This window comes from Albibacterium sp. (genome assembly GCF_035514885.1).
In the GTDB taxonomy this organism is placed as follows: Bacteria; Bacteroidota; Bacteroidia; order Sphingobacteriales; family Sphingobacteriaceae; genus Albibacterium.
On the sequence record NZ_DATJCH010000022.1, the window covers coordinates 115,404 to 141,271 of the forward strand.

Consider the following 25,868-nt stretch of genomic DNA (forward strand, 5'->3'; position numbering starts at 1 on the left):
GATTAATAAATCGTTCATTTAAATGCTTTATAGAGAAATCCTTATCTAAAGAAAACGATATGTCCTTACTATAAAGGTAGCGATTCTCCTATTAAATTCGAAAGACTATGTCTACTAATCCTATCTTCTTATCAGACTTCCATTAGGTTGGTTTTCTTAGAAGCGACCAATATTTTTTAATGATTATCATTAATCCAACCGCAAAAGAACCGGCAATGACTCCGAAGATTATACTTTTAAGCATATCTGGAATATTCACCATGAAATCATGAAGAAATGGGATATTATGAAGGAAAATACCACCGGATACTAAAAGCAAAGCAATTGTTCCAACAATACCTAAAATCCGAATAACTATTGGCAATGATTTAACCAATAATTCGCCAATTGCATTCATAAATCCCGTGCTTCCTGATTTCTTTATTAATTTATAACCCGCATCATCCATTCTAACAATGAGGGCTACAACACCATAAACACCAACGGTAGCTAGGAATGCAACAATGCAAACTGTTAAGATCTGCACACCCAAGGGGGCTTCCAGCACGGAACCCAAAGCTAGAATAACTATTTCTATAGAGAGGATAAAATCGGTAGTAATAGCAGATTTTATCTTTAATTTTTCTTCAACTTGATTACTTCGGTTATTATCTTTAATAACTTCAACTCCTTTCTTATTCCTATGAAATATATATTCAATAATTTTTTCCATTCCTTCATAAGCCAAATAAAAGCCCCCCAAAACCAGTATAATTTTGATAGTTATAGGAAGGAAGGAACTAAGTAGAAACCCAATAGGAATAATTATGAGCTTGTTAAGGAGAGACCCCTTCGTAATTGCCCATAGAACAGGCAACTCACGAGAAGATAGGAAACCTGTGGCTTTTTCTGCATTTACCGCTAAATCATCTCCTAAGATTGCTGCTGTTTTTCTTGTGGCAATTTTGCTTGCCACTGAGACGTCGTCCATCAACGCTGCAATATCATCTAACACTGCAAAAACCCCTGAAGCCATATTTTTTTTTTGCTGTAAATTTATAATTTTTTTATTTGCAATTTTTCGACTAGCAGACAGTACATGATGGATTTCTATACTTTTAAATCTAAATTAGATTGATGAACTTTCAGGATGTTAGGAGCGAATAAATTCTTTACCACGAATAATCCGAAATTACGATAAGAATCAGACGACCATGAGAACCTATCTTTCAACCATTTCATTACTCTATCTGGCATTCTCTCTATTTCCGACCAATGTCTTTTCTCAAAATGCACCTCCTACTGTCGTAGCCGGAATTCCAGTTAATTATGATGAGGCTTTAGTAGGTTCTTATACCCTTCCAGAACCTTTAATCCTACAGAATGGAAATAAAGTGACCGATGCAGATTCGTGGCTGAACAAACGAAGACCAGAAATTATTCGGTTATATGAAGAAAATCAATTTGGAAAGATGCCTCCAGCTCCGGCCGATTTAAGTTTCGACGTTTTTGATAAAGGAACCTTGGTTTTTAACGGAACTGCCATCCGAAAACAAGTAACCATTTATTTCACAAAAGACACATCTTCACATAAAATGGAGCTTTTGATCTACCTGCCTGCAAAAGCTACAAAACCTTCTCCTTTATTACTAAATTTTTCCTTTTCTGCTAATTCCAATGTAGTAGATGATGATGGCATTAAACCAGGTAAAACTTGGTCTCCAGATGGGAAAAGAATTCCTGCACCCAAATCTAATTTTGGCAAACTCAATATTGAACAATTTATTACAGAAGGAATAGGGATCGCAACTCTTTGCTATACAGATATTGAACCAGATTTTAAAAATGGAATAAATTTTGGAATTCGAAGTTTATACCTAAAAGATGGCGCCACTCAACCAAAATCGAACGAATGGGGAGCTATCGCGAGTTGGTCGTGGGGCCTTAGTCGTGCAATGGATTATCTTGAAACCGATAAGAATATTGATTCTAAACGAATTGCAGTTACAGGCGCTTCAAGATTAGGAAAAACGGTATTATGGGCAGGTGCAAAGGATACTCGCTTTGCAATGGTAATTGCTAGTATCTCTGGAGAAGGAGGTGCTGCATTAAGCAGACGAAATTATGGAGAAACAATAAAACACATCACTGATACTTCCCGTTATCATTATCAATTTGCGGCTAACTACCACAATTTTAGTGACCGAGTAAATGAATTACCTATGGATGGCCATATGTTAATTTCTCTAATTGCTCCACGACCGCTATTGCTTCAAACAGGAAATTCTGACTTATGGTCGGATCCTAGAGGAGAATTTCTAGCTGCTGTAGCTGCTGAACCAGTATACAATTTATTTGGATTAAAGGGACCAGGAACTACAACAATGCCTGAAACCGGAGACAAACGCTTATTAAACCCACTTGGATATTACATGCATGAAGGTGGGCATAGTGTACTTCCCGAAGATTGGAAGATTTTTATTGAATATATGAAGAAGTATCTATTGTAATTAATAGAATGCAATTTTATGCTAAGGTGTTTAATCTTCATTAAGGACTTTAAGAACTACATGCATAAAAATTGCACAGCCAATAAACATGAATGCTATTACTATTAATAAGATTGAGAATATATAAATCACTATTTTATCTTTTCCATCGTTTATGTGTCCAAAGCCAACTGTATGGTTCTTCATTGATATTTTCTGTTAATAGGTCAACGTATTTTTGAGTTATTTCACCATCTTTCATAGATTCTGCATTTGAACATATTGGTGTGCAAACTATTTTGTAGTTTCCTCTTGAGAGCTGTGTAATATGCAGATAGATTACTGCTGCCCGACCCTTACGAGCTAATTTTTCCATTCCCGAAAAAACATATGATTTCTGATTCAATAAGGAAAATCTGTATTTTTCCTCCTTTATCCGCGGACATTGATCTGCAAGAAACAAATAGACAGAGGGATCTGAATTTTCAGATAGAATATGGCGTACAACTGACTTATCAGGTATCAATTTCATACCAAAACGAGATCGGAGTTTAATCATTAACCGGTTCATGATAGCCGACTTAAGAGGGCTATAAACTGCATATATTTCATGGTGTGATTTATAAGGCATAAAATTTAACATTTCCCAATTGCCACAGTGCCCCAAGCAGACAATTACGTTTCGTCTGGAATTAATAAAGCTGTCTATTAATTCCAAATTCTCAAATTCTATTTTCTTGTCAAATACTGTTGGATTAGCAGAGGTACATTTTATAATTTCAGCAATATAGAAAACAAAGCAAACATAGAACTTCTTTACAATTGCTCGGATTTCTCCATATCGCTTTTCAGGAAAGGAACGTGCAATATTTTGAATGACTATAAATTTCCTATACCCCACTATGTAGTATACAACGACAAAAGTAAAAGAAGCCATTGCATATAAAAATGTCATAGGAAGTAGGCTAATAGCATAGATTACAGAATAAACACTTCTATATGCCAAACTTTGTAAGGCTTGCTTCGTTTTCATAAATTAAAACTTCATTTTTAAACCAACTGAACCATACGGGGAAACAGAAAAATAATAATCATTATCTCCGGCAAACACTCCTTTAAAAGTTCTATCGCTATATGATGCGGGACGAAATATATTTAGCCCCGCCATAGCAGTCATTGATAATCCTGTTTTTCCAAACTTTACTTCAGGGCGAACTCCTGTAACGATATATTGATGGGAGAATATCACGTCTTTACCGTTCTTTTTCAATAATGCTACCTGGCCGTTCATTTCAAGGGCATAGGATAGTTTAAAGTTATCATTGAAATCATAACCGGCAGACACATCCAGACCTTCAACGAGTTCAACTTTCACATCGAACTTTCCATGAAGCTTCCAATTCACGTATACTGCCGGAAATATCATGGGATATCCTAAAGCACTGTTTATAGCTACACCACCACCAATATCAAGATTAGGCTTCAAGTGCCTGATAAAAACAACGCCTCCACTTGCAAGCAAGTTTTTGAAACCAATTTTGGAAAAATCAGTAGAAGGAGTAAACACACCCATTCCTATACTTGCTCGCATAGACCATCTGTTATTCAAAGGACGCAGATGATAAACTCCAAATTGTAAATTCATAATTTCAGATACCATTTGTTCGGAAAAATTTTGGTTGTTCAACGAAACGTATGCCCCGCTAAAACCAATACCCCAAGCAGTAGGACGATTGTTCTCATTCATCTTCATTGATAGTGGAATACTGGCTGCTCCTTGGTAAACCATAGCAGACCCTTTACCATCACCGATTTTTTCTCTCGGCTTATCACCTGGCGGTAAATAGTAATATCCTGAATTCCCAAGATATTCTGTCTTAAAAAATAATTCCTGTGCTTTTCCTTCAAAATATAGTAGCACTACTAAGGTTGTTATGAAAAATGATATTAATTTCATGGGATTAAATTTGCATTTATTCGTAATCGGCAAGCAATCTGTTTAATGGCTTCGTAATTTTCAGAATTTGTATACAATTCCGAAAGATGCGCCATGGCTTTTCATAGACCCGCTTTTAGCTTTATCCAGATCAGCAAGTCCAAATTGATAACTTACATTTATTTGCCAATTTTTACCAAAATCGTAGCCGACAATACCTCCAACACCATAATCAAAACGGTTCATGAGAAGGTCTCCATCATTCTTCTTAAACATGTTCTTACCATCAGATTTTGTACTGATTCCATAGCCGACATAAGGGCCGGCTCCTATAAATGCTTTTCCTTTACCTAACTCTCCCTGAAAAATTCCATAAACCGGTATCTCCACTCCAAAAGATTTGAATTTATTAAATGAATTATCTGTCTTGGATTTTAACTTTGAGGACTTATAATACACATCGATACCAGATTGAAGTGCAAAACTTTCACTTAGTTCATATTTGAGGAAGCCACCTACTGACCCCCCAATATTCATTGTACTTTTAAAATCTTGCATGTCACCACCTAACCGATAATTAGACAGGCTCGTTGCTGTTTTAAACCCAAATGATACAGGTCTCTCCTGTGCCGACAATTGATTGGAGAAGATTAGTGCTCCTACTGTAAAAACAAATGTTACGAGGTTCTTTTTCATTGTTCTAAATTTTAATACTTGTTTTATTTAGAACAAAAGAAGGGCGAACGGAGCAATACTTAAAGCTATAAACGATAGGCTTTAGGATTTGCTGAATGAAATGCAGAACGAAAGCTATGGAGTTCTATACTGAAGCTACTCAACAATTCCGTCCATCCATTTAAGGAAATCCGGAACACGTACACGACTTACTAAAACTTCATGTGGACATTCAGGTAAAAAGGAAAGCTTCAAACGGCTGTTGAAGTATTTTGCAACATTTTCAATAGCTTTTACATTCCCGATACAATTTCGTGATACACGAAAAAACAGCCGACTATCAAGCTGTTGCTCCAATTGGTCTAAGGTATAGTTAATGATATATCGCCTATTGGCGAAGGTATGAAGAAAAACGACTCGGTCTTCGCTGTAAAAATGGGCAATATCGTTGGTTTCTATATAATGATAGTTTTCCCCTTTCGATATTAGGAATCGGTTTTTTGTTTTGAACTGTAATATTTGCTCAAAATTCGCAGAATTGATTTTATAAGGATGGTTATGAAAGATATTTTCAAATTTGGCTAATGCTGCCTCTAGGTCATTCTCATTACAAGGTTTTAGCAGATAATCGATACTATTTACCTTAAATGCTTTGATAGCATGTTCATCGTAAGCAGTAGTAAATATAACGGGCGTGGTAATTTCTACATGATTAAATATCTCAAAGCAGATTCCATCTGCAAGGCGAATATCCATAAGAATTAAATCAACAGTATTTTCTTTGAGGAAACTGATAGTATCTATTACAGTTTTAGTTTGCTTCTCTAACAAATAATTTGGACGTAACTTTGTTATCATACGTTTCAGTTCTTCGTATGCAAGTCTCTCATCTTCTACGATTAGGTATTTCATGGCTGAATATAAGGGACTTTTACAATAAACATTTTTTTTGTATGCTCAACTATGACTCCTTTAGCATACATTTCATATTGTTTGACAATATATTTTAGTCCGATGCCGCCTTTATCGGAACTATTTGACGGTTGAAGATTGTTCTTAACCGTAATATAATCTCTGTCAATAGTAATGTTAATATCTAACAGTGATTCTTCGGTTGCTATATTATGCTTAAAGACGTTTTCTATAAGCAATTGCAGAGTAAGAGGAATAATCTTATTCTGACTGCAGTCAGCTATTTTATTTATTGTAAATGTAAAAGAGTTTTCAAACCGTGTCCTCATCAAGTAGATATATGAATCCAATGCATCCAATTCTTCTGCAACAGAAACTATTGGCTGCCGGGTAAGAGAAAGAACATACCGATAAGTCTTTGAAAGAGCCTTTGTAAACTTGTTTGCGTTGTCTGGATTAATATATATTAAAGAAGACAGCACATTCAGTGAATTAAACAGGAAATGGGGGTTTATCTGTGACCTTAAAGTCTCATGCTGGAACAACAGAACTTTCCGTTTCGCTTTTTCGGAATCGGCTATAGCTTTTTGCTCGGACTGGAAGTAATGAACTAACTCGAATACCAAGAGTATAGGAATATTGGTTGACATTGCCAATGTAAATTTGACAAGAAAAGGTGGCATTCCTTCTCTGGGGATAAGAAGCACGTCGTATATCAGATGATTAAATATCCATAATAGTATCAAACATATTAAAGTTATACCTATAATGTCAGCTACAATACGATAAAATATATTTTTAGAATATGGTAAATGCTTATTCAAAAATCGCAATAACCAGTAGTCAACCATACACATGCTAAAGATTACTATGTAGTGGGCTAATAGCTGCATATGTAGATTATTCCATAAATCTTCTTTCATTAGAATAATACTGAAAAGCATTTGACACAAAGCATATATCAGTGTGGCGAAGAAAAAGACAAACAGCCTTCTTATATTAATTTTCTTTATTTGAGCCATTACTACAAACATAAAATTTCCAAGTAAAATTTATTATAAATCTTCATATTTTCCGATGAACTTCATTTTTTAAGGTATGAATTTACATGTATTCAAAAGAATTGTTTAAGCAAAGAAGCCTCTGGATCTTTCGACCAGAGGCTTCTCTTACCGGGTTAGCATGTTCTTATATGCTGTACCCTTTTAAATCATCCTTCTCATAGCCGCCTGAACAATTCATACAAGCATTATTATAGGCATCATATTCATCATAAGCCGCACCAGGCTTTCCAAAAAGAGTGATAATGCGATCTATTCGAATTGAATCATTATTTTCAAGTCTGATAAAGATACCAGATTTATCTATTTCTTCCATTTTTAAAATGGGTCCTTCTGCCTCACAAATCCCTTCTGATTCACAGAAGAAAAATATTTTACCCCTTCCTTTCTTGATAATTTGCTCTTCAATCACTTCACGATATTCCCAAGCTACCGGTAAATAACTTGTATTTAAAGATTCAGGTTTTATATTCATGATCGTTATTTTGAGTTCAAATTAAACTACTTCAACACAAAGTCTGTTTAAAAAGACTAATATAAGCAAAAACCTAAGCTCACAACTTATCGAATGAAAACTGAAATCCCAATTCTTTAATTTTTCTATTGCTCACTCGGCTTCCTTTTAAAAACATATTTGCCATTTCGCCAAAAATCAATTTTAGAACAAAATCAGGAACATTTGGAGTAAGTTTTCGCTTTTTAAAATTCCTTAAGAGTATTTCAGCCCATTCATTCATTGTGAGATGCTGTGAAGAAACTGCATTAAACACTCCTTCAATTTGAGGATATTTGATAATGAAGTCATAGAGATTGACCAAATCCCTTATATCTATCCACGGAATATATTGATTGCCGTCTCCAACAGCTGGGTTGATTCCTAATTTTGCCAAAGGGACAGTTTTTTTATAAAAAAAACTGTCTTTTCCCATTATCACCCCTTTACGGAGAATAACAACTCTTGCTCCGATACTTTCAAACTGTTGGGCTGCACCCTCCCATTGTTTACAAATATCACTAAGAAAATCATTACCCTCTGCCGACTCCTCAGTAAAAATCTCATTAGTTGCAACGGCGCCATAAAATCCTACTGCAGAAGAAGAAATGAAAGTCTGGATAGGTAAATTATTTCCAGAAACATATCGATAAAGCAAATTAATTGATTTTAGACGGCTATCAAGCAACTCTTGCTTACGCTTCTTAGTCCAACGTTTTTCACCGATTGCAGCACCAGTTAGGTTGATAATAGTATCAACTCCTTCAAATGCTTTTTTATCGATGAACGATTTCTCAATATTCCATTCATAAGAAGAAACGTTTTTGACTGCATTATTTTCATTTCGCGTCAATAGTTTTACTTCATAACCTCGATCTACTAAAAATGATACTAAATACTTGCCTAGAAATCCGGTACCTCCGGCTATCAGAATGTTTTTCATATTTATTTTCTTTCAAGTATTATGCCTTTTGTTTATATATCCTATATAATTATTAAACATTAATTATACTCAATACTTGATAAATCATCTACGCTTTTGAGCCAATGTGTATTACTTTCCAACGTCATCTGACTAATTAATTTTTCATTTCCGCTTATGTAAATAGTACCAAGAGCAAAGCATTCCCTTATTTTCGACAGATAAGAATCGGTGTTTTCAGGATAATCCTGGTGAACAAAAAACAACATTAGATAGTCTGGTTTCACACTCTCGAAAAACAAGAGCCATTTTTTACTATTTTCTTTCGGCGTTGGCAAAGAATCTATAGCAGTTAAAAGCTTTTGACGGATTAAATTACACATAAAATGCTCTTGAGCTGGCGATAACATATCAGTCGAGCACATCAAACTAACCCGTTTCAACAAAGGATAAACCACTTCTTTGTACGTGTTTTCTACTCCTAGCCGCAAAAAGCAGTGAGAAAGAATTTTATCAAAGGAGATCTCGTTAAAAGTCATCCCCGCGGAAATCAACTGAAAAACAAAATGATCGTGACCTTCTGACTTATCCAAGGAAAACAGCTTCTTAGCCTCAGCATTCAACTGCTCATCATTCATGGCTCCGAGTTCAGCAATTTTATAGCCTGAATCCATCTGCTATCGCTGCCGACATGATCACTCCACTCTCCGTTCAACAGCTTACTTCCGAAGAAATTAAGAGCAGTCCAGGTGGAGATTTTGATGTTTCAAAGGTAGTTCAAACGCTCCCTGGCGTGGGTGTAAGCAATGGCACTGGCGACAGAAACGACATTATTATTCGCGGAGGTGCACCTAATGAGAACGTTTATTATTTAGATGGAATAGAAATTCCGGTATTGAATCACTTTCAGACACAAGGAAGTTTAGGCGGTGCTCAAGGCATGCTAACGTCTCCTTTATAGAAAGCTTAAAGTTAAGCTCTTCCGCTTTTGATGCTCGGTACGATAATGCATTAGCATCGACATTCATAATCAAACAGCGAGATGGAAATCCCGAACGCCTATCAGGCAACATTCGGGTAAGTGCTACCGAATCAGTTTTAACATTAGAAGGTCCAATTTCAGAACAAACCACCTTTTTAGTTTCAGGAAGAAAATCATATCTAGGGCTTCTATTCAAACTAATAGATCTTCCTATACGCCCTAATTTCTATGATTTCCAATATAAAATTACCCACCAGTTCAATAATCGACTAACTTTAACATCCATAGGCCTCGGCGGCATCGACAATTTCAATTTTGCTCCTACCAAGGAAGCCAGTGCAGAGAACTTTTACGTATTAAGATCATCGCCTTACATAAACCAGTAGAACTATACCACTGGCTTCAACTTAAGTCAAAAAATTGAAAACGGCTATATTAATTATGTTATCAGCAGGAATAGATATGAAAACAATATAGACAAATTTGAAGACCAGAATCGTATTGAAAGCAGGCGCACCTCAGCAATTAATTCACATGAAATAGAAAACAAGTTTCGTTGGGATATCAATAAATTTGTAAACGATTGGAAACTTAGTGGTGGGCTCTCCATTCAAAATGTAGGTTATGTTGGAAACGTTTTTCTTAAAACTAACCCACAAACTAGTCTATCCTTCAACAGCGACATCAATTTCTGGAAGTATGGTGCATTTTTTACAAGCTTCAAAGAATCTATTTAACGATAATCTCCTCGTCTCTGGTGGCGTACGTACAGATATGAATTCATTTATAGATCGTGGCAAAGACCCTTTAGAAACACTTTCCCCTCGACTGTCTATCGCCTATCATATAAATAACGAATTCGACCTTACAGCATCAATTGGAACTTATTTTAAAATACCCCCCTACACTGCGTTGGGTTACAAAGATGAGAATCAAACCTTCGTTAATAGGCAGATGGATTATACACAATCTACCCATTATGTTTTGGGCACACAGTATTTTATTCAAATCTTCCCTTCGCTTCACTCTGGAGGGGATTTACAAAAAACATAACAACTACCCTGTTTCAGAACTTACAGGAGTTTCTTTGGCAAATTCAGGCAACGATTATGGTTCCATCGGAAGCGAAAAACTACTCAGTATTGGAAAAGGAGAAACTTATGGCGTTGAACTATACGTTCAACAAAAGCTAATCGACCGCCTTTTTTACGTAGCCAGTTATTCCTACATTCGAAGCAAATTTTCCGGATTAGACGGTATATTATTCCCTTCTTCTTGGGATACCCGGCACTTATTTTCTACAACTGTTGGTTATAAACTTCCGAAACAATGGGATATCGGCATAAAGTACAGATTCGCAGGAGGAGCACCCTATACACCTTTTGATATGGGACTCTCGCGGCAAAACTATGTAACCCGAGGAACCGGAGAATTGGATTACAGCCAGTTAAACTCACTCAGGTTATCAGCTTACAGTCAGCTAGACTTACGTATTGATAAACGTATAAACTTCAGAAACACCTCCTTAAATTTGTATCTCGATCTGCAAAATATCCTTATGCAAGAAGATCAAAATAATCCTAAGTTCACCTTCGAACGAAACGAACAAAACGACGGGTTTAGAACCACCGATGGAGAAGAGCTACAATCAGATGGATCTAACGGTATTCCTTTTATTTTAAATACATCATCTGGCAACCTGTTACCAAGTATCGGCTTTTCATTTGAATTTTAATAAAAACTCATCCTCGTTTGCAAGACTTAATGAATCTTTTGTTGGAAAATTTGTCGGCACCGGATAGCTTACCTTGCCTGTTGCCAGCCATTCAGCAGCTCTGATCACTGTGGTTTGAAAGCCAATGCAACGATATGCCAACGGATAAACTTCTCCTTTCCAAAGGTGGCCCATACTTGAATTATAAACACGGCCTTTACCATATTTCACAACCCATTCAACCGGCCACCACCTGTGAGTGGCACTACTATCATAGGCATAAGACAATACGGTTAGATTTTCTGCCGGTCCACGTGGAAAATGATAAACCTCTGTATACGCTGTTTTCCACTGATCAGGATATCCTTTGTTAATTGGATGACTGTTAAGGATATGAATAACAGCATCAAATCTATCGCCATGCCCTGTTCCCTGGCCTTCACCGGGCGGAATACGTTTAACATTTTTTGCTGAATCTATTTCCAAAGCATAGCCAACACTTTTATCACGCCAACCCATACCTATCATTTTATCATATTCTTCCCAATGTGAAAAAGCATTATTGGCTGAATGAAGGACATACAAACCTCCGCCCTCTTCAACATATTTCTCCAATGCCCTTTCAGCCCATGGCGACCATTTTAAATGAGGAGTATTGATGTTGTTGGTATTTTGAATAACTACGTCATAATTAGTAAATACTGGCTTCCAATTGACAAGTTGAACACTATCTGTGGGAATAGTAGAAACATCGACATGAAAGCGACCGGTTTTTTCAAGCATCCATTTAATTACTGCGGTAGTCTGTTTCCAATCATGGTTACTAAAGCCATCCACGATCAAAGCTCGGATAATTTTTTGATCATCATCTTTAGTATCTTCTGCTAGACCTGTATTTGCTTTAGTAGGTTTTGCAGGCTTATCTCCCCTAACCATCGAGAAGCATAAACTAACCCCAAATAATAGAAAGACAATAAGAATTACTTTATCCATTGGTTTATTTTTTAAATCAAAAATCCATTACTGGCTTTTCATCGCCTTGTAAAAGTGAGTATTTATACACAGTAAATGAAAATCTATCTCTTTTAGTTAGTTTAAAATATCGCTCAAGAACAGAATTCATTAATTCCTGCTTTTGACAAAGCCTACCCTAAGTTAAGTTTAGTTTTTCAGAATTCTATGATTACTCAATTATTATCATAAACTTCCAGTTACTTTCTATCTCAATGCAATACGGCATTCTTCTTTTATATTTTCCCAGATCCTCTTCTGTAAATTTTTTAAATATGTATCGAAGGACTAAAAAGCAAAGATGCCTCTGAGTCTTTCGATTCAGAAACATCTTTTCTGGTTAAATAGAGTGCATTCTTAATGCACAAGCTCAATAAACCTAATTATCAATTAGAAAACATTACTAATGTGTACTCCTTTTTGCTAGTATATTAATAAACACCAATGTACCGGTTACCTGGCTTATTAATTAATTTTGCACCTACAGAAATCTCACCTGTTTTTTTGTTAAAGACATAAATGTTTCCATCTAAACCAGTTGGTGCTACAGCGATAAACACTTCATCTCCAACCTGAGCAATATTTTGAATTTGACGAAAATCTAACTTATCCTCGTTAGGAAGGTTATATTTCTGTGCAGTTTTACTATTTAAATCTATACGTGCAATGTAACCTCCATCTTCTTCTCCGCTTAATGAGTAAACCACAAAACCAATACCATCACCAACGTATTTCCAAGAGTCGATATAGGTATCCTGTAAACCGAGAGCCGCATCTAAACTGAATACATAGTTATCATACTTATTTGTTTCTGAATTGATACGTAATATCTTAGAACCGCCAGTACCAATTGCTTCACCTGAAGTAGCCTGATAAACGTGTCCGTCTGTTCCTACGTACTGCATGGTGCTGCGGTAGCCATTGGTGTTGCCTCTGGTTTTATCGGAGCTAAGAATTTCTGGATTGGCTAAAGAAGGATAATCCAAGACAAGTGTTTTTGCCCAACCGTGCTGCGCATCACGATCGACTGTAAACACAGGCACACCTTGGTCGATTGTAAACGTCTGGGTATCGAACTTCGAAACTGCTACGCCAATAAATACTTTATCACCAGCTTGGTTAATGACCGGAACATCCATTCTACTAATGTAATAGCCTGCAGCAACCTCGTCATCTGATAAACTCAAATCAAAGGAGGCCGTTTCCGTAATCTTAGGATCGTTGAGATCCAGAGAAATAACATTGATCGCTGAGATGGTTTCTTGATACACAAAATTAGGAGCTGTACCTGTATAAACGGGATCTTTAGCAGATGCACGAACTGCAATACCTACTCCTTCGCGCGCTTTTAGCCATCTAGGTGCCGAACTCACATAGTCTGCGGTTTCAACCTCAGGACCTTCGAGTATCAGATTTTTGCCTCCGTTGACTTTATATTTATTAAATACACCTCCGTCAGCGCCTGTATATTGAATGTTATACAAATATTTCCCATCAGCTGAAGCCTGCAAACGTGCTGTTCGCGAAGATCTCACACCTTCCCCCTTATTAAATACATCGATAGAAAAATTAGGGTCCTTAGCTTCTTGAGGTGTTACACTGAATATTTGGGTTCCCCCATTACCATCGCCTGGTTCGGTTTGCATCAAAGCACCTGAAACTGTAATCCAACGATTGTCTGGATTTTCAATCTCTGGATCTGTTTTTATTATATCTTCTTTCGAACAGCTGGCAAATGACAGAGCTGAAAGAGTAATACCCATAAGGGCAAATTTTAATATATTATTTTTCATTGATATGTAATTTTGATTGTTAGATTTTTAGAATTTATTAATTGAATAATTGAGTTTAAAAAAGACAGCCCGACCCGGTTTTTGCACTCCAAAATTGTCATAGACTTCTGCATTGAAAAGATTTTTAACATCGATACTAGCAGTCACTCGCTGCGATGGAAAACGATAGTTCAATCCGACATCTTGTGCAAATTGTGTTGGTGTGACAAACCATTCGGATTCTGGCCACACGGTACGGAATGGAGCAACAAAGCCTAAACTATAAAACAGATGAAGCTGGGACTCTTTCTGGATGAGATTATCCAAGCGATATTGTACATTTCCGTTCATGGTATAAAAAGGTTCGTTTGGAATCTGTTTGTTATAATAGGTCATACGTTGACCGGTTGCAGGATCAAATTCTTGTTTGAACAGGGAGTTAAATTTCGAAAAATTAAACATCACGCTCAGGTTGCGCTTGTAGTTATAGCTCAATTCTCCTTCAAAGCCCAAGGATTGTGCTAATCCTAAATTTACGTATTGTGTTAGTTCAATTTCTTGATTATTTAATAGCTCATTGGCTCGCGGCATGATGCGATCTTGGACGTTTCTCCAAAACACGTTGGTTCCTAATGAGACCTGATGATCATTAAATTGAAAGGTTCCTAGCCGGAATCCAAGATTCAAATTATCTGATATCTCGGGAGTTATCCCTGGATTAGCCAGTACATTGTCTTCCGTACTACCAAATGTTTCCCGGTCTACCGGCATGCGAACGGCTCGTTCCGCTGAAGCCAGCAAAATTACGTTCGGACTGATACGATACGACGCCGCTAGACCATAACCATCGTGAGTTCGCTTATCTTTGATTTCATTTTTCTGGATCGTCGCTTGTCCATTATTCGACAAGATGGAATAGCTTGTATGAATGGTCGACTGTTGATAAAGCTTATAGAATACATTGGTAGTTAGTCGATCATCGAACGTCTGTGCTTCATAATTGAAAGATACCACATGTTTGGCAAGATCATTACTGCTGTTTAAGCCCAGATCGTCGATTGGTTTTAGCAAATCATAATCTTTCCGATCTACCGTATAAAACACATGATTCACCGATAAACGATGTCCGGAAAAAAGATCGTAGGCCAAATTTGACCGAACATTAGCCACTTGGCGGTCGATATCTACCATGGTGGGCTCACCTTGCTGTCCTCCGTCTAAGGTACGAACAGGATTACCATTCAGATCTTTTCGGATAGTTCCGTCCCAATTATAAGCCCAAGCCACCGTGTCCAAAATGCTAGTATTGCGAAAACTGTAAACACCATTTACCGAAAAGTTCAGCCCTTCTGTAAACAAATTCTCTTTATTATAGGTTAAGCTCAAGACATTAGCTTGTGCATCTGCTGTTCTACCCATATAAGGTTTCCCCATAGTTTGGCCATGCTGGATTTCGTTGTATGAATCAGAAATATGATAGCCTAGCAAAAAAGCATCAGCCCATTTTACGTCCGTGTAACCAAATTCAAAACGACCAGCTAAAGAACGATAACCATCAAAAAAACGCTTGGCTCTATAATTCCTTTGAACAACGCCATTGGGTTCAATGTATTTAGAAAACTTTCCCCAAATCTCATAATCGTTATCCGTATTCAACAAGCTTCCGGAAATTCGGGTTGTAAACCCGCTTTTAGCATGTCGGTATAAGGCACTGATATCTGATTGTGTTGTATTAAAAGACCCATACGAAATGGAAGCAGATAAGCTGTTGGATGAGACTTTACCTTTTTTCAGGACGATATTAATGGCACCACCCAGTAAATCTCCGGTTAAATGTGAAGGAAGCACTCCTTTGTATACCTCGATCCGTTCAATCATGGACGGAGGGATATTGCTGAGATTAAAGGAAGATCCATAGGTGGATATTTCGATGCCATCAATAAAAATACCAACCGATCGACCGGTCATTCCATTTAAATTATACTCTACTTCAGAACCTAGTCCGCCACTTTGGCGAACACGGACGCCAACGGTACGATCAAGCAATTCGTTGGTTTGAATGTTTCGCGCTGCAGCTTCCTTGGTTTCAATTACACTAACAGCAAAACCTTGGGTTTCGATTTCTCTCTTAACGGTATTGCGAACGATTTGCACTTCGTCTAACTTAATATCTCCTCTGGGATCAACAACAATAGTCAAGTCATACTTCGGTTTGTTAACCTCCAATGGCGTACGTTTTTGTTTTACTTCGATGGAGGATACTAAAACGACATGTTTATCATAGGGTACGCCCTCCAGTTTGTAGAAACCTTCATCGTCAGAGTAAGAAGCAATCTGGGTTCCTTCTACCTGAACAGTGGCTGTGGCAACCGCTGTACCGTCTTGTAATTGGACTCTACCGGTAATCGTGGACGTTTGCGCAAAAAGCGCCGTATAAAGCAGGAAAAGTATATTTGTAAGAAAGAATTTTTTCATTATTGATATTAATACAGTATCTTCGGCGTTCTTTAGAATAAATCTAAATAAACTGTTGCAAATCTAGAATTATTCTAAATAGCAAAATGACGCAAGTGGAAAAAAACGCTATACATTCGGAAATATCAGTTAAAGCGGAGAGTATAACGACCAATTTATTGGAGCTTGGTACGGCGATTCACTTTACCGTTTTGAAAGGAAATCAAGATTTTGGTTTAGTTTCACCAATTGACGGCTATTTAAATCTGTTATTACTCGAAAACTCTTCTCATTGTACCCTGCAGGTTCAAGAACACAACTACCTTGTTCATAAAGGTGAAAACATTTTCATTCATGTAAACAAAGGAGATCAACTTGAATTAAAAAGCTATTCCTCGAAGAATAAATTCTTACTTATGCTTTTCGACTGCAATACCCTCAGCAATTTACAAGAGGAGTATTTTACAGATAGGGAACAATTTAAACAGGGTATAGTCACCAAATCTGATCACCGGGTCTCACTTACATTAAAACAAATCGCTGAATTGAATGAAGAAAGATCTTGTCTTAATCAATTAAAAACACAAACGCTTCTTCTAGAGCTTATTATTCATCAAATTGAAGGATTGAGGACCGATAAGGAGATTAAGAAAATATCCTTTAGCAGAAATCACTTTGAAAAGATCCAAATGGCGAAGCAATTAATTGACAAGGACCTTTCTAAAAATCATACCATCGCAGACCTAGCGAAAGCCGTAGGAACGAACAATCAATACTTGAAAAAGTACTTTAAGCTGCAATATGGGAAAACCGTAATGAACTACATGACGGGAATGAAAATGGAACATGCTAAAAAATTGATCTTATTGGGTAAATATCGTATTACCGATGTGGCAAGAATGTCTGGCTATAAATACTCGACACACTTCACGACGGCTTTTAAAAAATATTTTGGTTACGTTCCTAATTCATTGAAATACATCTTTCTATTAATTAACAAGGAAGCTGTGCTTACTTTACTTTAAGATATAAATCGTATTAAACGAATTCATTGTGTGACCATTTCCCATTACTTACTTACCGTTCAATTTTTTTAAATGCTCTTTTGCTAGAGGGATGACATCGTCATCTCCTTCATAATTCTTAATTACACTTTCCAACGTGCTTTTTGCCTGTAATTTATCGCCTTTGCCAGCATATGCATCTGCAAGTAGGATGAAGCTCTTAGCCACCCAATAATCTTGTGACCCCATGTTGTTGATCACATCAAACGCTGTTTTCTCAACTTTATCATATTGTTTGTTTTCATACTGTAATTGTCCTAGGCGATACCGCGCTTCTGCACCAACTGCCCTTTGGCTCTTTTGTGCCGCTAGATTTAGCTCCTGAATGGCAGACTCCACGTTTCCTTCCTGTAACATGAGTCGTGCGTCGTACAAATGTGCCATGGCAATTTCCTCCTCAGTTGCCTTATCATAAGTCTTTACCAACATCGAATACCTAGCAGCCTGTCCCAAATCACCGATTTCGAAATAACATTTCATCAAGTTCGTTACTGCATAACCATAGCGTTCTTTGTATTCTGAAGTGAGTTCTAGTTTTTTGAGGTGCACAATGGCCTCATTGTATTCCTCCAAATCCAGATATAAGGCTGCTACCGTCAGCAAGGTGTTCTCTGTATACGGACTTGTCCAATCGTTCAGGATAATATTCAGATCATGCAGCGCCTCCTCGTAGTGCCCATTATGGTACAAACTCACGCCACGAATATAACGGGCATGTTTTTCTTGTCTGGGTTTCGGAAATTTATCAAAATATGCATTGATCGCTTCCACGGCTGCCCCGTATGCTCTTCTGGAAAACAAGGAATTGGCGACCTGGAAAGCCATATTATCTTGTTCTGCAGGACTCAGAGCACTGACATTAACGTTGGTTGCGTAATTAATATAACTTGCAGTATCACCCTGATCCAGGTATATATTTTCAATGGAACGCATAGCCTGCATTGCCTCGGCAGTCGCGGTATGTTCCTCTATTACCTTTTGAAAAGTTGCCTTTGCAGCTTCGGTTTCACCTTTATTGTACTGAACCAACCCGATGGTCATCAATGCCCTTGGAACATAGCTGCTACGCGGATATTGTTCTATCATCTTCTGCAAGCCTTCAATAGCTATATCGTAATCGCCTTCTGTGAAATACGTATATGGTATCTCAAAAGCTACGTCATCTGCATAGTTCGAATTTGGAAATTGTTCGATAACGGACCGCATGATACTGAGCTTGGTCTCATTGTCGCCCTGCAACCCATGAAGAATACCACGCTGGAATAAGGCATAGTCCTGATTGGGAGCTTTGCCGTTAATCAACTCATCATAATATTGATTAGCCCGGCCGTAATTGCGCACGGCTAAATACGAATCACCCAAACGTGCAATCACGTCATAACGTACTTTATTCTCCATTGAACTTCCCTCAAGAGACATAAAGCGTTCAAAATACTCAGCCGCCATATTAAAGCTGTTATTACGGAACGCCGCATAAGCCAAGCCATAGTTCGCATAATTGTATACATCGGTGTTTCGTGCAGCGGGCAACCGAAGAAACCGTGAAAAGTTATCAACAGCTTCTCCATACTTACGCACTTCATACATTGCCTCCGCTTTCCAATACGTAGCTAACGCCGCCATTTGCGCATCGATCGGAAATTTCTCCGATCGCATGAACATGGATATGCTGTTTTCAAAAGCGCGCTCGTTATAAAACTCCAATCCGCGATAATACGTTGCTTTTTGATAGATTATATCGGCTTCTCGACCCCTATTTTCTAACATTTCTAGCAGACTTACCCCTGCATGGAAATTACTCGTACCCAACAAAACATCGACCGACAGTGTTTCTTCAGTCTCAGCTTTTTCAGTCTCCAAATCGCGATCCACAAATTTCTGAGCAATGTATTCCTGTGCAACTTTCAATGCGGCTGATACAGAGTCTAATTCATATAAGATCTTAGCATAGTTAAACAACCCATCGACTTTCAATATCGGGTCGAAATCCAGTTTGGAGGCTTGGGCAAATGCATTACTAGCACCTTGCTTATCCCCGCTTTCCAGGGCGATATGGCCTAAAGTAATCAGCGAGCCTTGATAAAATGCATCCGAAGCTGTCAACTTCTTCATAATAGAGGCAGCTCTTTCATATTCGTGTGCTTGGTAGGCCAGATAGCCGATTCGATAATTATCGATATTGTTTTGCGAAGCATCAGCGTGCCGCTTCAGCACGTCACCGTAATAAGCTTGTTTAAATATGTTTTTTGCAAAATATCTAGCGGCGGCAATCTTGCGAAGCTCAATCTCTAGCGATTGACGATCAAAACTCATATCCGGAGTCCGACGCATCTTGACAGCATCGGCCAATATCGGCCGATATTCACGTACGACATCCATAGACTCTATAATCGCAGGTTGATTTTCGTCTTGTTGCTCACTAGGTTGTCGCTTCTCTTCCTGCTTTTTATCCTCTTCCTGTGCATAGCCCATAACCAGCACTGCTGAAAAAACCCCGGTAAGCAGGTATTTTAAGTAGTTATAGCCCATCCTTTCTTTCAATATCATTCTTTTTCCGTATTCGTACTTATCCATATATCCATTTCAACTCTAGCTTATCATCAAAATTCATTCCATATACACCCATTAAACAATATATGCATACGTTTATGGTTCTGATAATATTCTCAAGCCTTTATAGATTTATTCGAAGAAAAAAATGAAGGCAAAAGGATTGTTAAGGCATAACATAAACTATTTCACGCTTATTTAGTTAACTCTTATATAAGCCCATGTCGGCTTGGCACTTAATACGAAGATTTGTATGGCAAAAGACGTTTTATGGAATAAGAATTTTATTATCGCTTGCATAGCTAACTTTCTAACTGCCTGTTCTTTTAACCTTTTAATGCCTACCATTCCTTTATATCTGACGGAGGTACTTAATATTGAGAGTTCCAAAATGGGTATAATTCTATCGTCCTATGCATTTGCTTTATTGATAATAAGACCTTTTTCAGGATTTCTAGTTGACCTATATCCCCGAAAAATCCTATACCTGACTGGTATTTCCTGTTTCATGGCGGTTTTTGTTGGCTACTATTTCGCTGTAACGGTTAGCTTCTTTATCATTCTTAGATTTATTCATGGACTTTTTTGGGGTCTGTCCTCTGTTTCCGCAAATACAGTTGCCATTGATATTATTCCAGCAACACGACGAGCAGAGGGAATCGGTTATTTTGGCGTCAACATGAATATTGCCATGGCAATCGCGCCATTTTTTGCAATCGAAATTTATCAGGAAAAAGGATTTTCATACCTCATCTCTGTCGCTATACTAATGGGAGCATTGGCTATTTTAGTAGTTTGTTTTATTAATGTTCCAAAGCGGACACCTATTGAGCACAAACAGCCTCTTTCTTTAGATCGGTTTATACTCGTAAAAGCACTTCCAATACTATTCAATCAAATTTTCATTACTTTTGGATGGGGCACATTAATGGCTTATGCTATTTTATATGGCATAGAATCTGGCGTAAAAAGTGCAGGTTTGTTCTTCTTGTTTTTAGCAGCCGGAATCATCACCTCAAGAGTTATTTCTGGCAAATTAGTAGATAGAGGGCACATACACCAAGTTATTATCTTTGCTGTAGCCGTTGTTAGTTTTTCCTTTTTATCCTTTGCATTGATACATAACGTATACGCCTATAATATTTCAGCATTCTTTATAGGAATCGGCTATGGAACCTTGCTTCCTGCGCTGCAAATAATTTATCTCAATATGGCACCAACCTCCCAAAGAGGAACCGCCAACTCCACTTATTTAACAGGATTCGATTTGGGTATCGGTGTGGGAATGCTTGTTGGTGCAAGCATCGCATCAAAATACGGATTTGAAAACATGTACCTATTCACTTCCTTATTATGCTTTGTCGGACTACTGATTTATGCATTTAGCTCTAGGAAAATTTTCGATAAGTATAAACTAAGATAACCAATTAATCAAACATTTAGCATTCTCTCTGTGCTCAATTTGTGAACTACCAAGTTTGACGATAAAGCACTATATTCGCAACTAAAATTTTAGTAGTAATTAACAGAATAAAAATGTCAGAAGAAATGAAAGCCTGTCCAAAGTGTAATTCACCTTATGGATACTCATTAGGAGATAAACTTTACGCGTGCCCGGAATGTAGCAATGAATGGAACCCAAGCGAAGAAGCTCTGGAAGAAGCCGGCCTAAAAGTGTTTGATTCAAATGGAACTGAGCTGAATAATGGAGATTCAGTGATTATTATAAAAAACCTACCTGTGAAAGGAGCACCTAAACCGATTAAAGCGGGAACGAAAGTGAAAGGTATTCGGTTGACGGATGGCGACCACAATATTGATTGTAAAATTGAAGGCTTTGGGTCGATGGCATTGAAATCCGAATTCGTTAAGAAAGCATAACTCGACAAGCTATATGGTTTGGTTCTAGCCTTTTCAATTTCTACCTCAATATATTAACGTTACTTTTTTAGCAGCGGTATTAATGTTGGATTGGATTTGCGACCAATCATCTTCAGTAATATAAACCCAATCGCTCCCGATAAGATCGATGCTGTAAGGATGGCGAATTTCGCAACAGCAACCACATCTGGATCAACAAAAGAAAGCAGCGCAATAAAGATAGACATGGTGAAACCGATACCAGCCAGTAGCCCAACACCTATAATATGGGTCCAGTTGGCACCTTCCGGCAATTGACATATTTTGAACTTTACAGAAAGCCACGATAGTAAAAATATTCCGATAGGTTTACCGACGATCAAACCAAGGACGATTCCCATTCCTAAGGCCGAAAAGAGGCCTTCAACCATGCCGTCAACGAAAAGAATATTTGTATTCGCCAAGGCGAAAATGGGAATGATGAGAAAGTTGACTGGTTTGATTAATGCGTGTTCAAGTTTTTCTAATGGAGATTCTGTTGCGTCTGGGGTTGTTGGCAAAGTTAAAGCCACAAGTACTCCGGCAATCGTTGCATGGATACCAGAATGATGAACAAAGTACCAAATAAAAACACCTGGGATCAAGTAAAACGCAATGTTCTTTACGCCAAATCGGTTGAATAGAACGAGCAGAACCAATATGGCACCTGCATAAGCAAGATAAACGAAATTCAATTCAGCAGAATAAAACAAAGCGATAACTAAAATAGCCAACAGATCGTCGACAATTGCCAAAGCCGCTAAAAATATTTTCAAGGATGCAGGAACGCTTTTCCCCAGCATAGTAATGACTGCCAGTGCAAAAGCAATATCTGTTGCCATGGGGATTCCCCATCCACTGACGGTAGGTGTACCAGCATTTAAAAGCATATAAATTCCAGCAGGAACTAATGCACCGCCAATCGCGCATATTATTGGGAGAGCGGCCTTTTTTGGAGAGGCTAGTTCACCTTCGACTAGCTCACGTTTAATTTCAAGGCCTACTAAAAGGAAAAAAATTGCCATCAATCCATCATTGATCCACAAGGCAACCGAATATTCTAAATGAATCGATTCGGTATTAAAACCAATCTGATGTTCGAGCAAACTATTGAAGCCGGCACCCAGAGGTGAATTAGCAATAATCAATGAAAGAATGACACACAAGAAGAGAATTATACCTCCGGCTGATTCGTGTCTCAAAAAGTTAGGAAATACACTTAAATTGATAGGACTTTTCATCTAACAAAGATATTAAAACTGGTCTATCTGCCTCGTAAATACCAATAACTCTTGACAATGTAATAGCTAAGTTACCAAAACAAAATGAACATTTAAGGGAGTGGTAAATTAAAAAAAATACCGAAGACCATTCCACCTACCAGATAGCAAATTACATCTTTATAATCAGCCGTAAATGAGGAACTCCATTGTGGAAATAGAATTTCACATACAACGGAAACAAATACGGTAATGATTGAGATTTGAAACCATGATAAAACATACCGTGGTCCTTTACCTATAAGAAAACGAAGTTCTAAAAGTATAAGCTGAAGCAATATGGGTAGAAACAGAATAGGATCCAGAAAAGAGTCAGCAAGAGGTATATTGACGCCCAGTATTTTTTGAGAAACCTGATGTATTAATACTAGCATTAAAGCGCCTAAAAACCATGGCTGTAATAGCATAACCCCTACTCCCTGTTTCACTTCATATTGCAATTAAGAAAACTACCAACAGAACTAACAGTAGAATTGGAGAGCACAAAATCAAAAGAATAACCAACGGTACTTTAGCCACACTTTTCAGAATTTGGATCAACCAATGGTCAGCTGGATTTGGCTTTAGCCACTTCCAAAAATCAGTCGCAACTGCTCGTACCTTTGCCGAAATTACTTGATAAAAGGACTGTTTTTTATTGTCGTTCAATTTATTAAATTAGAAATACAAAACTAACCTTAAATTATAACTATGCTATCTGATAGTTAATTTATCCATAAAATTTATAATATCTGCACCAATTTCCTCCGCATGCGTTTCTAGAGCAAAATGTCCTGTATCATAAAATTTGACTGTGGCATTCGGGATATGTCTTTTGTATGCTTCAGCTCCTGCAGGCAAAAAGTACGGATCTTTATCTCCCCATACAATTAAAGCGGGTGGCTGAAAACGTATAAAATATTCATGAAACTTAGAATAAAGTGCAATATTATTTTGGTAATCATATAACAGATCCAGTTGCTTTTCGTCAGATTCTGGACGATCAAGAAAATACTGGTCAATAGTGTGGATTCATTTTTTTCATTAGTAAACTTGGACTGTAAGAACCATTGATTTAATGCATTTGCACTATATGCTTTTCCTAAGTCGCTGCCGTTAAAAACCGACCTTGTGTTATGATCAATAAAAGTCACTCCGTAAAGTCGCCCTTGTTCATTTTTACGAAATATCACATCAATACCCTTCGAGGTCAAAGCCTGTTGAAATCCAGCAGGGCTTGCTTTTGTTTTCATTACTCGATTGATAGAGTTCCTTAATAGTTCTTTATAGGACTTTCTGCGATCTCTATTGATCTCAAATTTGGCTTCCAGCTTCTTCAGCGTTGGTGAACCATAGAGACTGCTTGCTTTAATTGGTATTCCAGCCTTGTTGCCATTTTTGTCCAGAGCCCAATACAAAAGGCCTTTCTTTGCAAACATCGTTGACCCTTTATGCCCTCGATCGTCAGTAACATTATAATTCGCTAAAACAGCATTAAGCTCTGGAATGCTTGTGAATTTATAGGAATCAACTACCCCTCGCACCACGTTTGAGATTGCTCGTTTGGTATCGTCTTCCCGTAATTCACTTTTGCAAGGTTGGGAGCTTCTAGCCTTTTTAGTTTATTACTATCCGCTCGGATCAGTCCATAGTGTTTTTCAATCCTTTTTCGGGCAATCTCGGATTTTGTGTTACCTAGGTTGTGCAAGTTTATACGTTCTCCGGAGGATTTAATGTTCGTGGTGACGATATGGATATGGGGATGGCCGGCATCCTTATGAAGATACACAAGGTATGGTTGACTCCCGAATCCTAATTCCGTGAGATATTCCTTCGAAATATCCACTAACGTTACATCCATTATTTTTTCTCCTATTGCGAAGTTTAGGGAGATATGAACAGCGTTCGTTTTGGTTTGTCCATTTCGTATGGTTAGATCGGTAAAGCGCTTAAGCTTGTCGTAAAAGTTCATAGATTGAATGTCCTTTTGAAAACCGTTTTGCCAAATTAATTCAGCCTTATCTTGATCCACTTTCTTCTCGTTATAATTCAACGCACCTTGTATGTTCTTCCCACTTATAATTTTTGCGACCATATATCGGAGTAGTTATCCATTTTTTTCTTTATCTCCCTTATGGAAGGTTCAAGCTGGTCCCTCAAAACGATCAGCATATTTTGCCATAGTTCTGCATCGGGCATGCCCATCACGCTATTGAGTTTGTGCACTGCCTGATTGAAATTGTTCCCGATGTAATTAAGTTCATTCCGTAATGATATCAATTCTTCAAGAACATCATCCATGGATTTGTCGCGGTAAGTGAAGATTACAGGCTTTTGAAGAATAAGCGCACGGCTGTACTCACTCATTTTTCGGAACATCGATTTCTGAAATCGTGAATGGATCACTTTGTATTCTTCAGGCGTAAATCGAGTATTCATCCACCTCGTTCGATTTTCTATTATTTTGCTCATAACAGTGTTTTGAATAATCCGACTTTGGAGGATTATTGATTTAAATGACCGACCAACGGAGGGAATAAAAAAACCGTTTGTGTCACAAACGTACATCTTGCTATTACCTTAGACGGTAATTAATCGCGTTCTCGAAGTCCTCCTTTAAGTCCATTATTTGTGATTGTGTTAATTCGATTTATATTTTGTTTTTGATTGTCAAATGAATAAGTTTTGTATGCGGA

Annotated in this window: 26 protein-coding genes; 7 read left to right on the top strand and 19 right to left on the bottom strand. The window is 37.6% G+C overall.

Annotated elements, in window-relative coordinates:
* Positions 1 to 142 precede the first annotated feature (142 nt).
* On the bottom strand, positions 143 to 1,015 hold the full coding sequence (locus VL047_RS10550) for a DUF808 domain-containing protein (RefSeq protein ID WP_325360375.1): 873 nt from the start codon (positions 1,013 to 1,015) through the stop codon (positions 143 to 145).
* A gap of 178 nt (positions 1,016 to 1,193) precedes the next feature.
* Between VL047_RS10550 and VL047_RS10555 the strand changes: the two genes are divergently transcribed.
* Positions 1,194 to 2,489: a hypothetical protein gene (locus VL047_RS10555; protein ID WP_325360377.1), complete on the top strand. Its 1,296-nt coding sequence runs from the start codon at positions 1,194 to 1,196 to the stop codon at positions 2,487 to 2,489.
* 136 nt (positions 2,490 to 2,625) lie between these two features.
* On the opposite strand, the gene VL047_RS10560 is transcribed toward VL047_RS10555, so the two are convergent.
* The 8 genes from VL047_RS10560 to VL047_RS10595 all read right to left on the bottom strand — a co-directional run bounded on the left by VL047_RS10560 (position 2,626) and on the right by VL047_RS10595 (position 9,141).
* A complete protein-coding gene (locus tag VL047_RS10560) occupies positions 2,626 to 3,501 on the bottom strand; it encodes a lysophospholipid acyltransferase family protein (protein WP_325360379.1) in 876 nt (291 codons plus the stop codon).
* A 3-nt stretch (positions 3,502 to 3,504) separates the two neighbouring features.
* On the bottom strand, positions 3,505 to 4,425 hold the full coding sequence (locus VL047_RS10565; protein ID WP_325360381.1) for a DUF6268 family outer membrane beta-barrel protein: 921 nt from the start codon (positions 4,423 to 4,425) through the stop codon (positions 3,505 to 3,507).
* Between the two features lie 60 nt (positions 4,426 to 4,485).
* Positions 4,486 to 5,100, bottom strand: a complete 615-nt coding sequence (locus VL047_RS10570) for a porin family protein (protein WP_325360383.1) — start codon at positions 5,098 to 5,100, stop codon at positions 4,486 to 4,488.
* Between the two features lie 135 nt (positions 5,101 to 5,235).
* Complete coding sequence (locus VL047_RS10575) at positions 5,236 to 5,991, bottom strand: LytTR family DNA-binding domain-containing protein (protein ID WP_325360384.1); 756 nt, start codon at positions 5,989 to 5,991, stop codon at positions 5,236 to 5,238.
* Entirely contained in the window at positions 5,988 to 6,914 is a 927-nt protein-coding gene (locus VL047_RS10580) for a histidine kinase (protein WP_325360386.1), read from the bottom strand. Before VL047_RS10580 ends, VL047_RS10575 begins: the two co-directional genes overlap by 4 nt.
* Positions 6,915 to 7,179: 265 nt before the next feature.
* The gene (locus tag VL047_RS10585; protein ID WP_325360388.1) at positions 7,180 to 7,527 is read right to left on the bottom strand and encodes a hypothetical protein; all 348 of its coding nucleotides are present in this window, start codon (positions 7,525 to 7,527) and stop codon (positions 7,180 to 7,182) included.
* Between the two features lie 79 nt (positions 7,528 to 7,606).
* Positions 7,607 to 8,488, bottom strand: a complete 882-nt coding sequence (locus tag VL047_RS10590) for a TIGR01777 family oxidoreductase (RefSeq protein ID WP_325360390.1) — start codon at positions 8,486 to 8,488, stop codon at positions 7,607 to 7,609.
* 59 nt (positions 8,489 to 8,547) lie between these two features.
* A complete protein-coding gene (locus tag VL047_RS10595; protein WP_325360392.1) occupies positions 8,548 to 9,141 on the bottom strand; it encodes a hypothetical protein in 594 nt (197 codons plus the stop codon).
* 17 nt (positions 9,142 to 9,158) lie between these two features.
* On the opposite strand from VL047_RS10595, the gene VL047_RS10600 reads away from it, so the two are divergent.
* From VL047_RS10600 to VL047_RS10610, 3 genes are all read left to right on the top strand, one after another.
* Positions 9,159 to 9,428, top strand: a complete 270-nt coding sequence (locus VL047_RS10600) for a Plug domain-containing protein (RefSeq protein WP_325360394.1) — start codon at positions 9,159 to 9,161, stop codon at positions 9,426 to 9,428.
* A 645-nt stretch (positions 9,429 to 10,073) separates the two neighbouring features.
* Complete coding sequence (locus VL047_RS10605; protein WP_325360396.1) at positions 10,074 to 10,502, top strand: TonB-dependent receptor; 429 nt, start codon at positions 10,074 to 10,076, stop codon at positions 10,500 to 10,502.
* Complete coding sequence (locus VL047_RS10610) at positions 10,429 to 11,184, top strand: hypothetical protein (protein WP_325360398.1); 756 nt, start codon at positions 10,429 to 10,431, stop codon at positions 11,182 to 11,184. The genes VL047_RS10605 and VL047_RS10610 overlap by 74 nt, the downstream gene beginning before the upstream one ends.
* Here the strand turns inward: VL047_RS10610 and VL047_RS10615 are convergent.
* From VL047_RS10615 to VL047_RS10625, 3 genes are all read right to left on the bottom strand, one after another.
* Positions 11,170 to 12,156 carry a ThuA domain-containing protein gene (locus VL047_RS10615; RefSeq protein WP_325360400.1) on the bottom strand — a complete coding sequence of 329 codons (987 nt, stop codon included), beginning with the start codon at positions 12,154 to 12,156 and terminating at the stop codon, positions 11,170 to 11,172. The two genes, VL047_RS10610 and VL047_RS10615, sit on opposite strands and share 15 nt — an antisense overlap.
* 449 nt (positions 12,157 to 12,605) lie before the next feature.
* Positions 12,606 to 13,967, bottom strand: a complete 1,362-nt coding sequence (locus VL047_RS10620) for a hypothetical protein (RefSeq protein WP_325360402.1) — start codon at positions 13,965 to 13,967, stop codon at positions 12,606 to 12,608.
* Between the two features lie 27 nt (positions 13,968 to 13,994).
* Positions 13,995 to 16,421, bottom strand: a complete 2,427-nt coding sequence (locus tag VL047_RS10625) for a TonB-dependent receptor (RefSeq protein WP_325360404.1) — start codon at positions 16,419 to 16,421, stop codon at positions 13,995 to 13,997.
* Between the two features lie 86 nt (positions 16,422 to 16,507).
* On the opposite strand from VL047_RS10625, the gene VL047_RS10630 reads away from it, so the two are divergent.
* Complete coding sequence (locus VL047_RS10630; protein WP_325360406.1) at positions 16,508 to 17,425, top strand: AraC family transcriptional regulator; 918 nt, start codon at positions 16,508 to 16,510, stop codon at positions 17,423 to 17,425.
* Between the two features lie 48 nt (positions 17,426 to 17,473).
* On the opposite strand, the gene VL047_RS10635 is transcribed toward VL047_RS10630, so the two are convergent.
* A complete protein-coding gene (locus VL047_RS10635) occupies positions 17,474 to 20,038 on the bottom strand; it encodes a tetratricopeptide repeat protein (RefSeq protein WP_325360408.1) in 2,565 nt (854 codons plus the stop codon).
* A gap of 229 nt (positions 20,039 to 20,267) precedes the next feature.
* Here VL047_RS10635 and VL047_RS10640 point away from each other — a divergent pair, with 229 nt between their 5' ends.
* Positions 20,268 to 21,437 (top strand): MFS transporter, encoded by a 1,170-nt coding sequence (locus tag VL047_RS10640; protein WP_325360410.1) that lies wholly within the window; start codon positions 20,268 to 20,270, stop codon positions 21,435 to 21,437.
* Positions 21,438 to 21,550: 113 nt separating this feature from the next.
* On the top strand, positions 21,551 to 21,895 hold the full coding sequence (locus VL047_RS10645) for a zinc ribbon domain-containing protein YjdM (protein ID WP_325360412.1): 345 nt from the start codon (positions 21,551 to 21,553) through the stop codon (positions 21,893 to 21,895).
* A 59-nt stretch (positions 21,896 to 21,954) separates the two neighbouring features.
* On the opposite strand, the gene nhaA is transcribed toward VL047_RS10645, so the two are convergent.
* The 6 genes from nhaA to VL047_RS10675 form a co-directional block, all read right to left on the bottom strand.
* Entirely contained in the window at positions 21,955 to 23,154 is a 1,200-nt protein-coding gene (nhaA, locus tag VL047_RS10650) for a Na+/H+ antiporter NhaA (RefSeq protein ID WP_325360414.1), read from the bottom strand.
* 92 nt (positions 23,155 to 23,246) lie between these two features.
* Positions 23,247 to 23,621 (bottom strand): hypothetical protein, encoded by a 375-nt coding sequence (locus tag VL047_RS10655; RefSeq protein WP_325360416.1) that lies wholly within the window; start codon positions 23,619 to 23,621, stop codon positions 23,247 to 23,249.
* 265 nt (positions 23,622 to 23,886) lie between these two features.
* Complete coding sequence (locus tag VL047_RS10660) at positions 23,887 to 24,150, bottom strand: alpha/beta fold hydrolase (RefSeq protein ID WP_325360424.1); 264 nt, start codon at positions 24,148 to 24,150, stop codon at positions 23,887 to 23,889.
* On the bottom strand, positions 24,063 to 24,719 hold the full coding sequence (locus VL047_RS10665; protein WP_325360418.1) for a hypothetical protein: 657 nt from the start codon (positions 24,717 to 24,719) through the stop codon (positions 24,063 to 24,065). The genes VL047_RS10660 and VL047_RS10665 overlap by 88 nt, the downstream gene beginning before the upstream one ends.
* Entirely contained in the window at positions 24,704 to 25,267 is a 564-nt protein-coding gene (locus VL047_RS10670) for a relaxase/mobilization nuclease domain-containing protein (protein WP_325360420.1), read from the bottom strand. The genes VL047_RS10665 and VL047_RS10670 overlap by 16 nt, the downstream gene beginning before the upstream one ends.
* The gene (locus VL047_RS10675; protein WP_325360422.1) at positions 25,249 to 25,644 is read right to left on the bottom strand and encodes a plasmid mobilization protein; all 396 of its coding nucleotides are present in this window, start codon (positions 25,642 to 25,644) and stop codon (positions 25,249 to 25,251) included. The genes VL047_RS10670 and VL047_RS10675 overlap by 19 nt, the downstream gene beginning before the upstream one ends.
* Between the last annotated feature and the right edge of the window lie 224 nt (positions 25,645 to 25,868).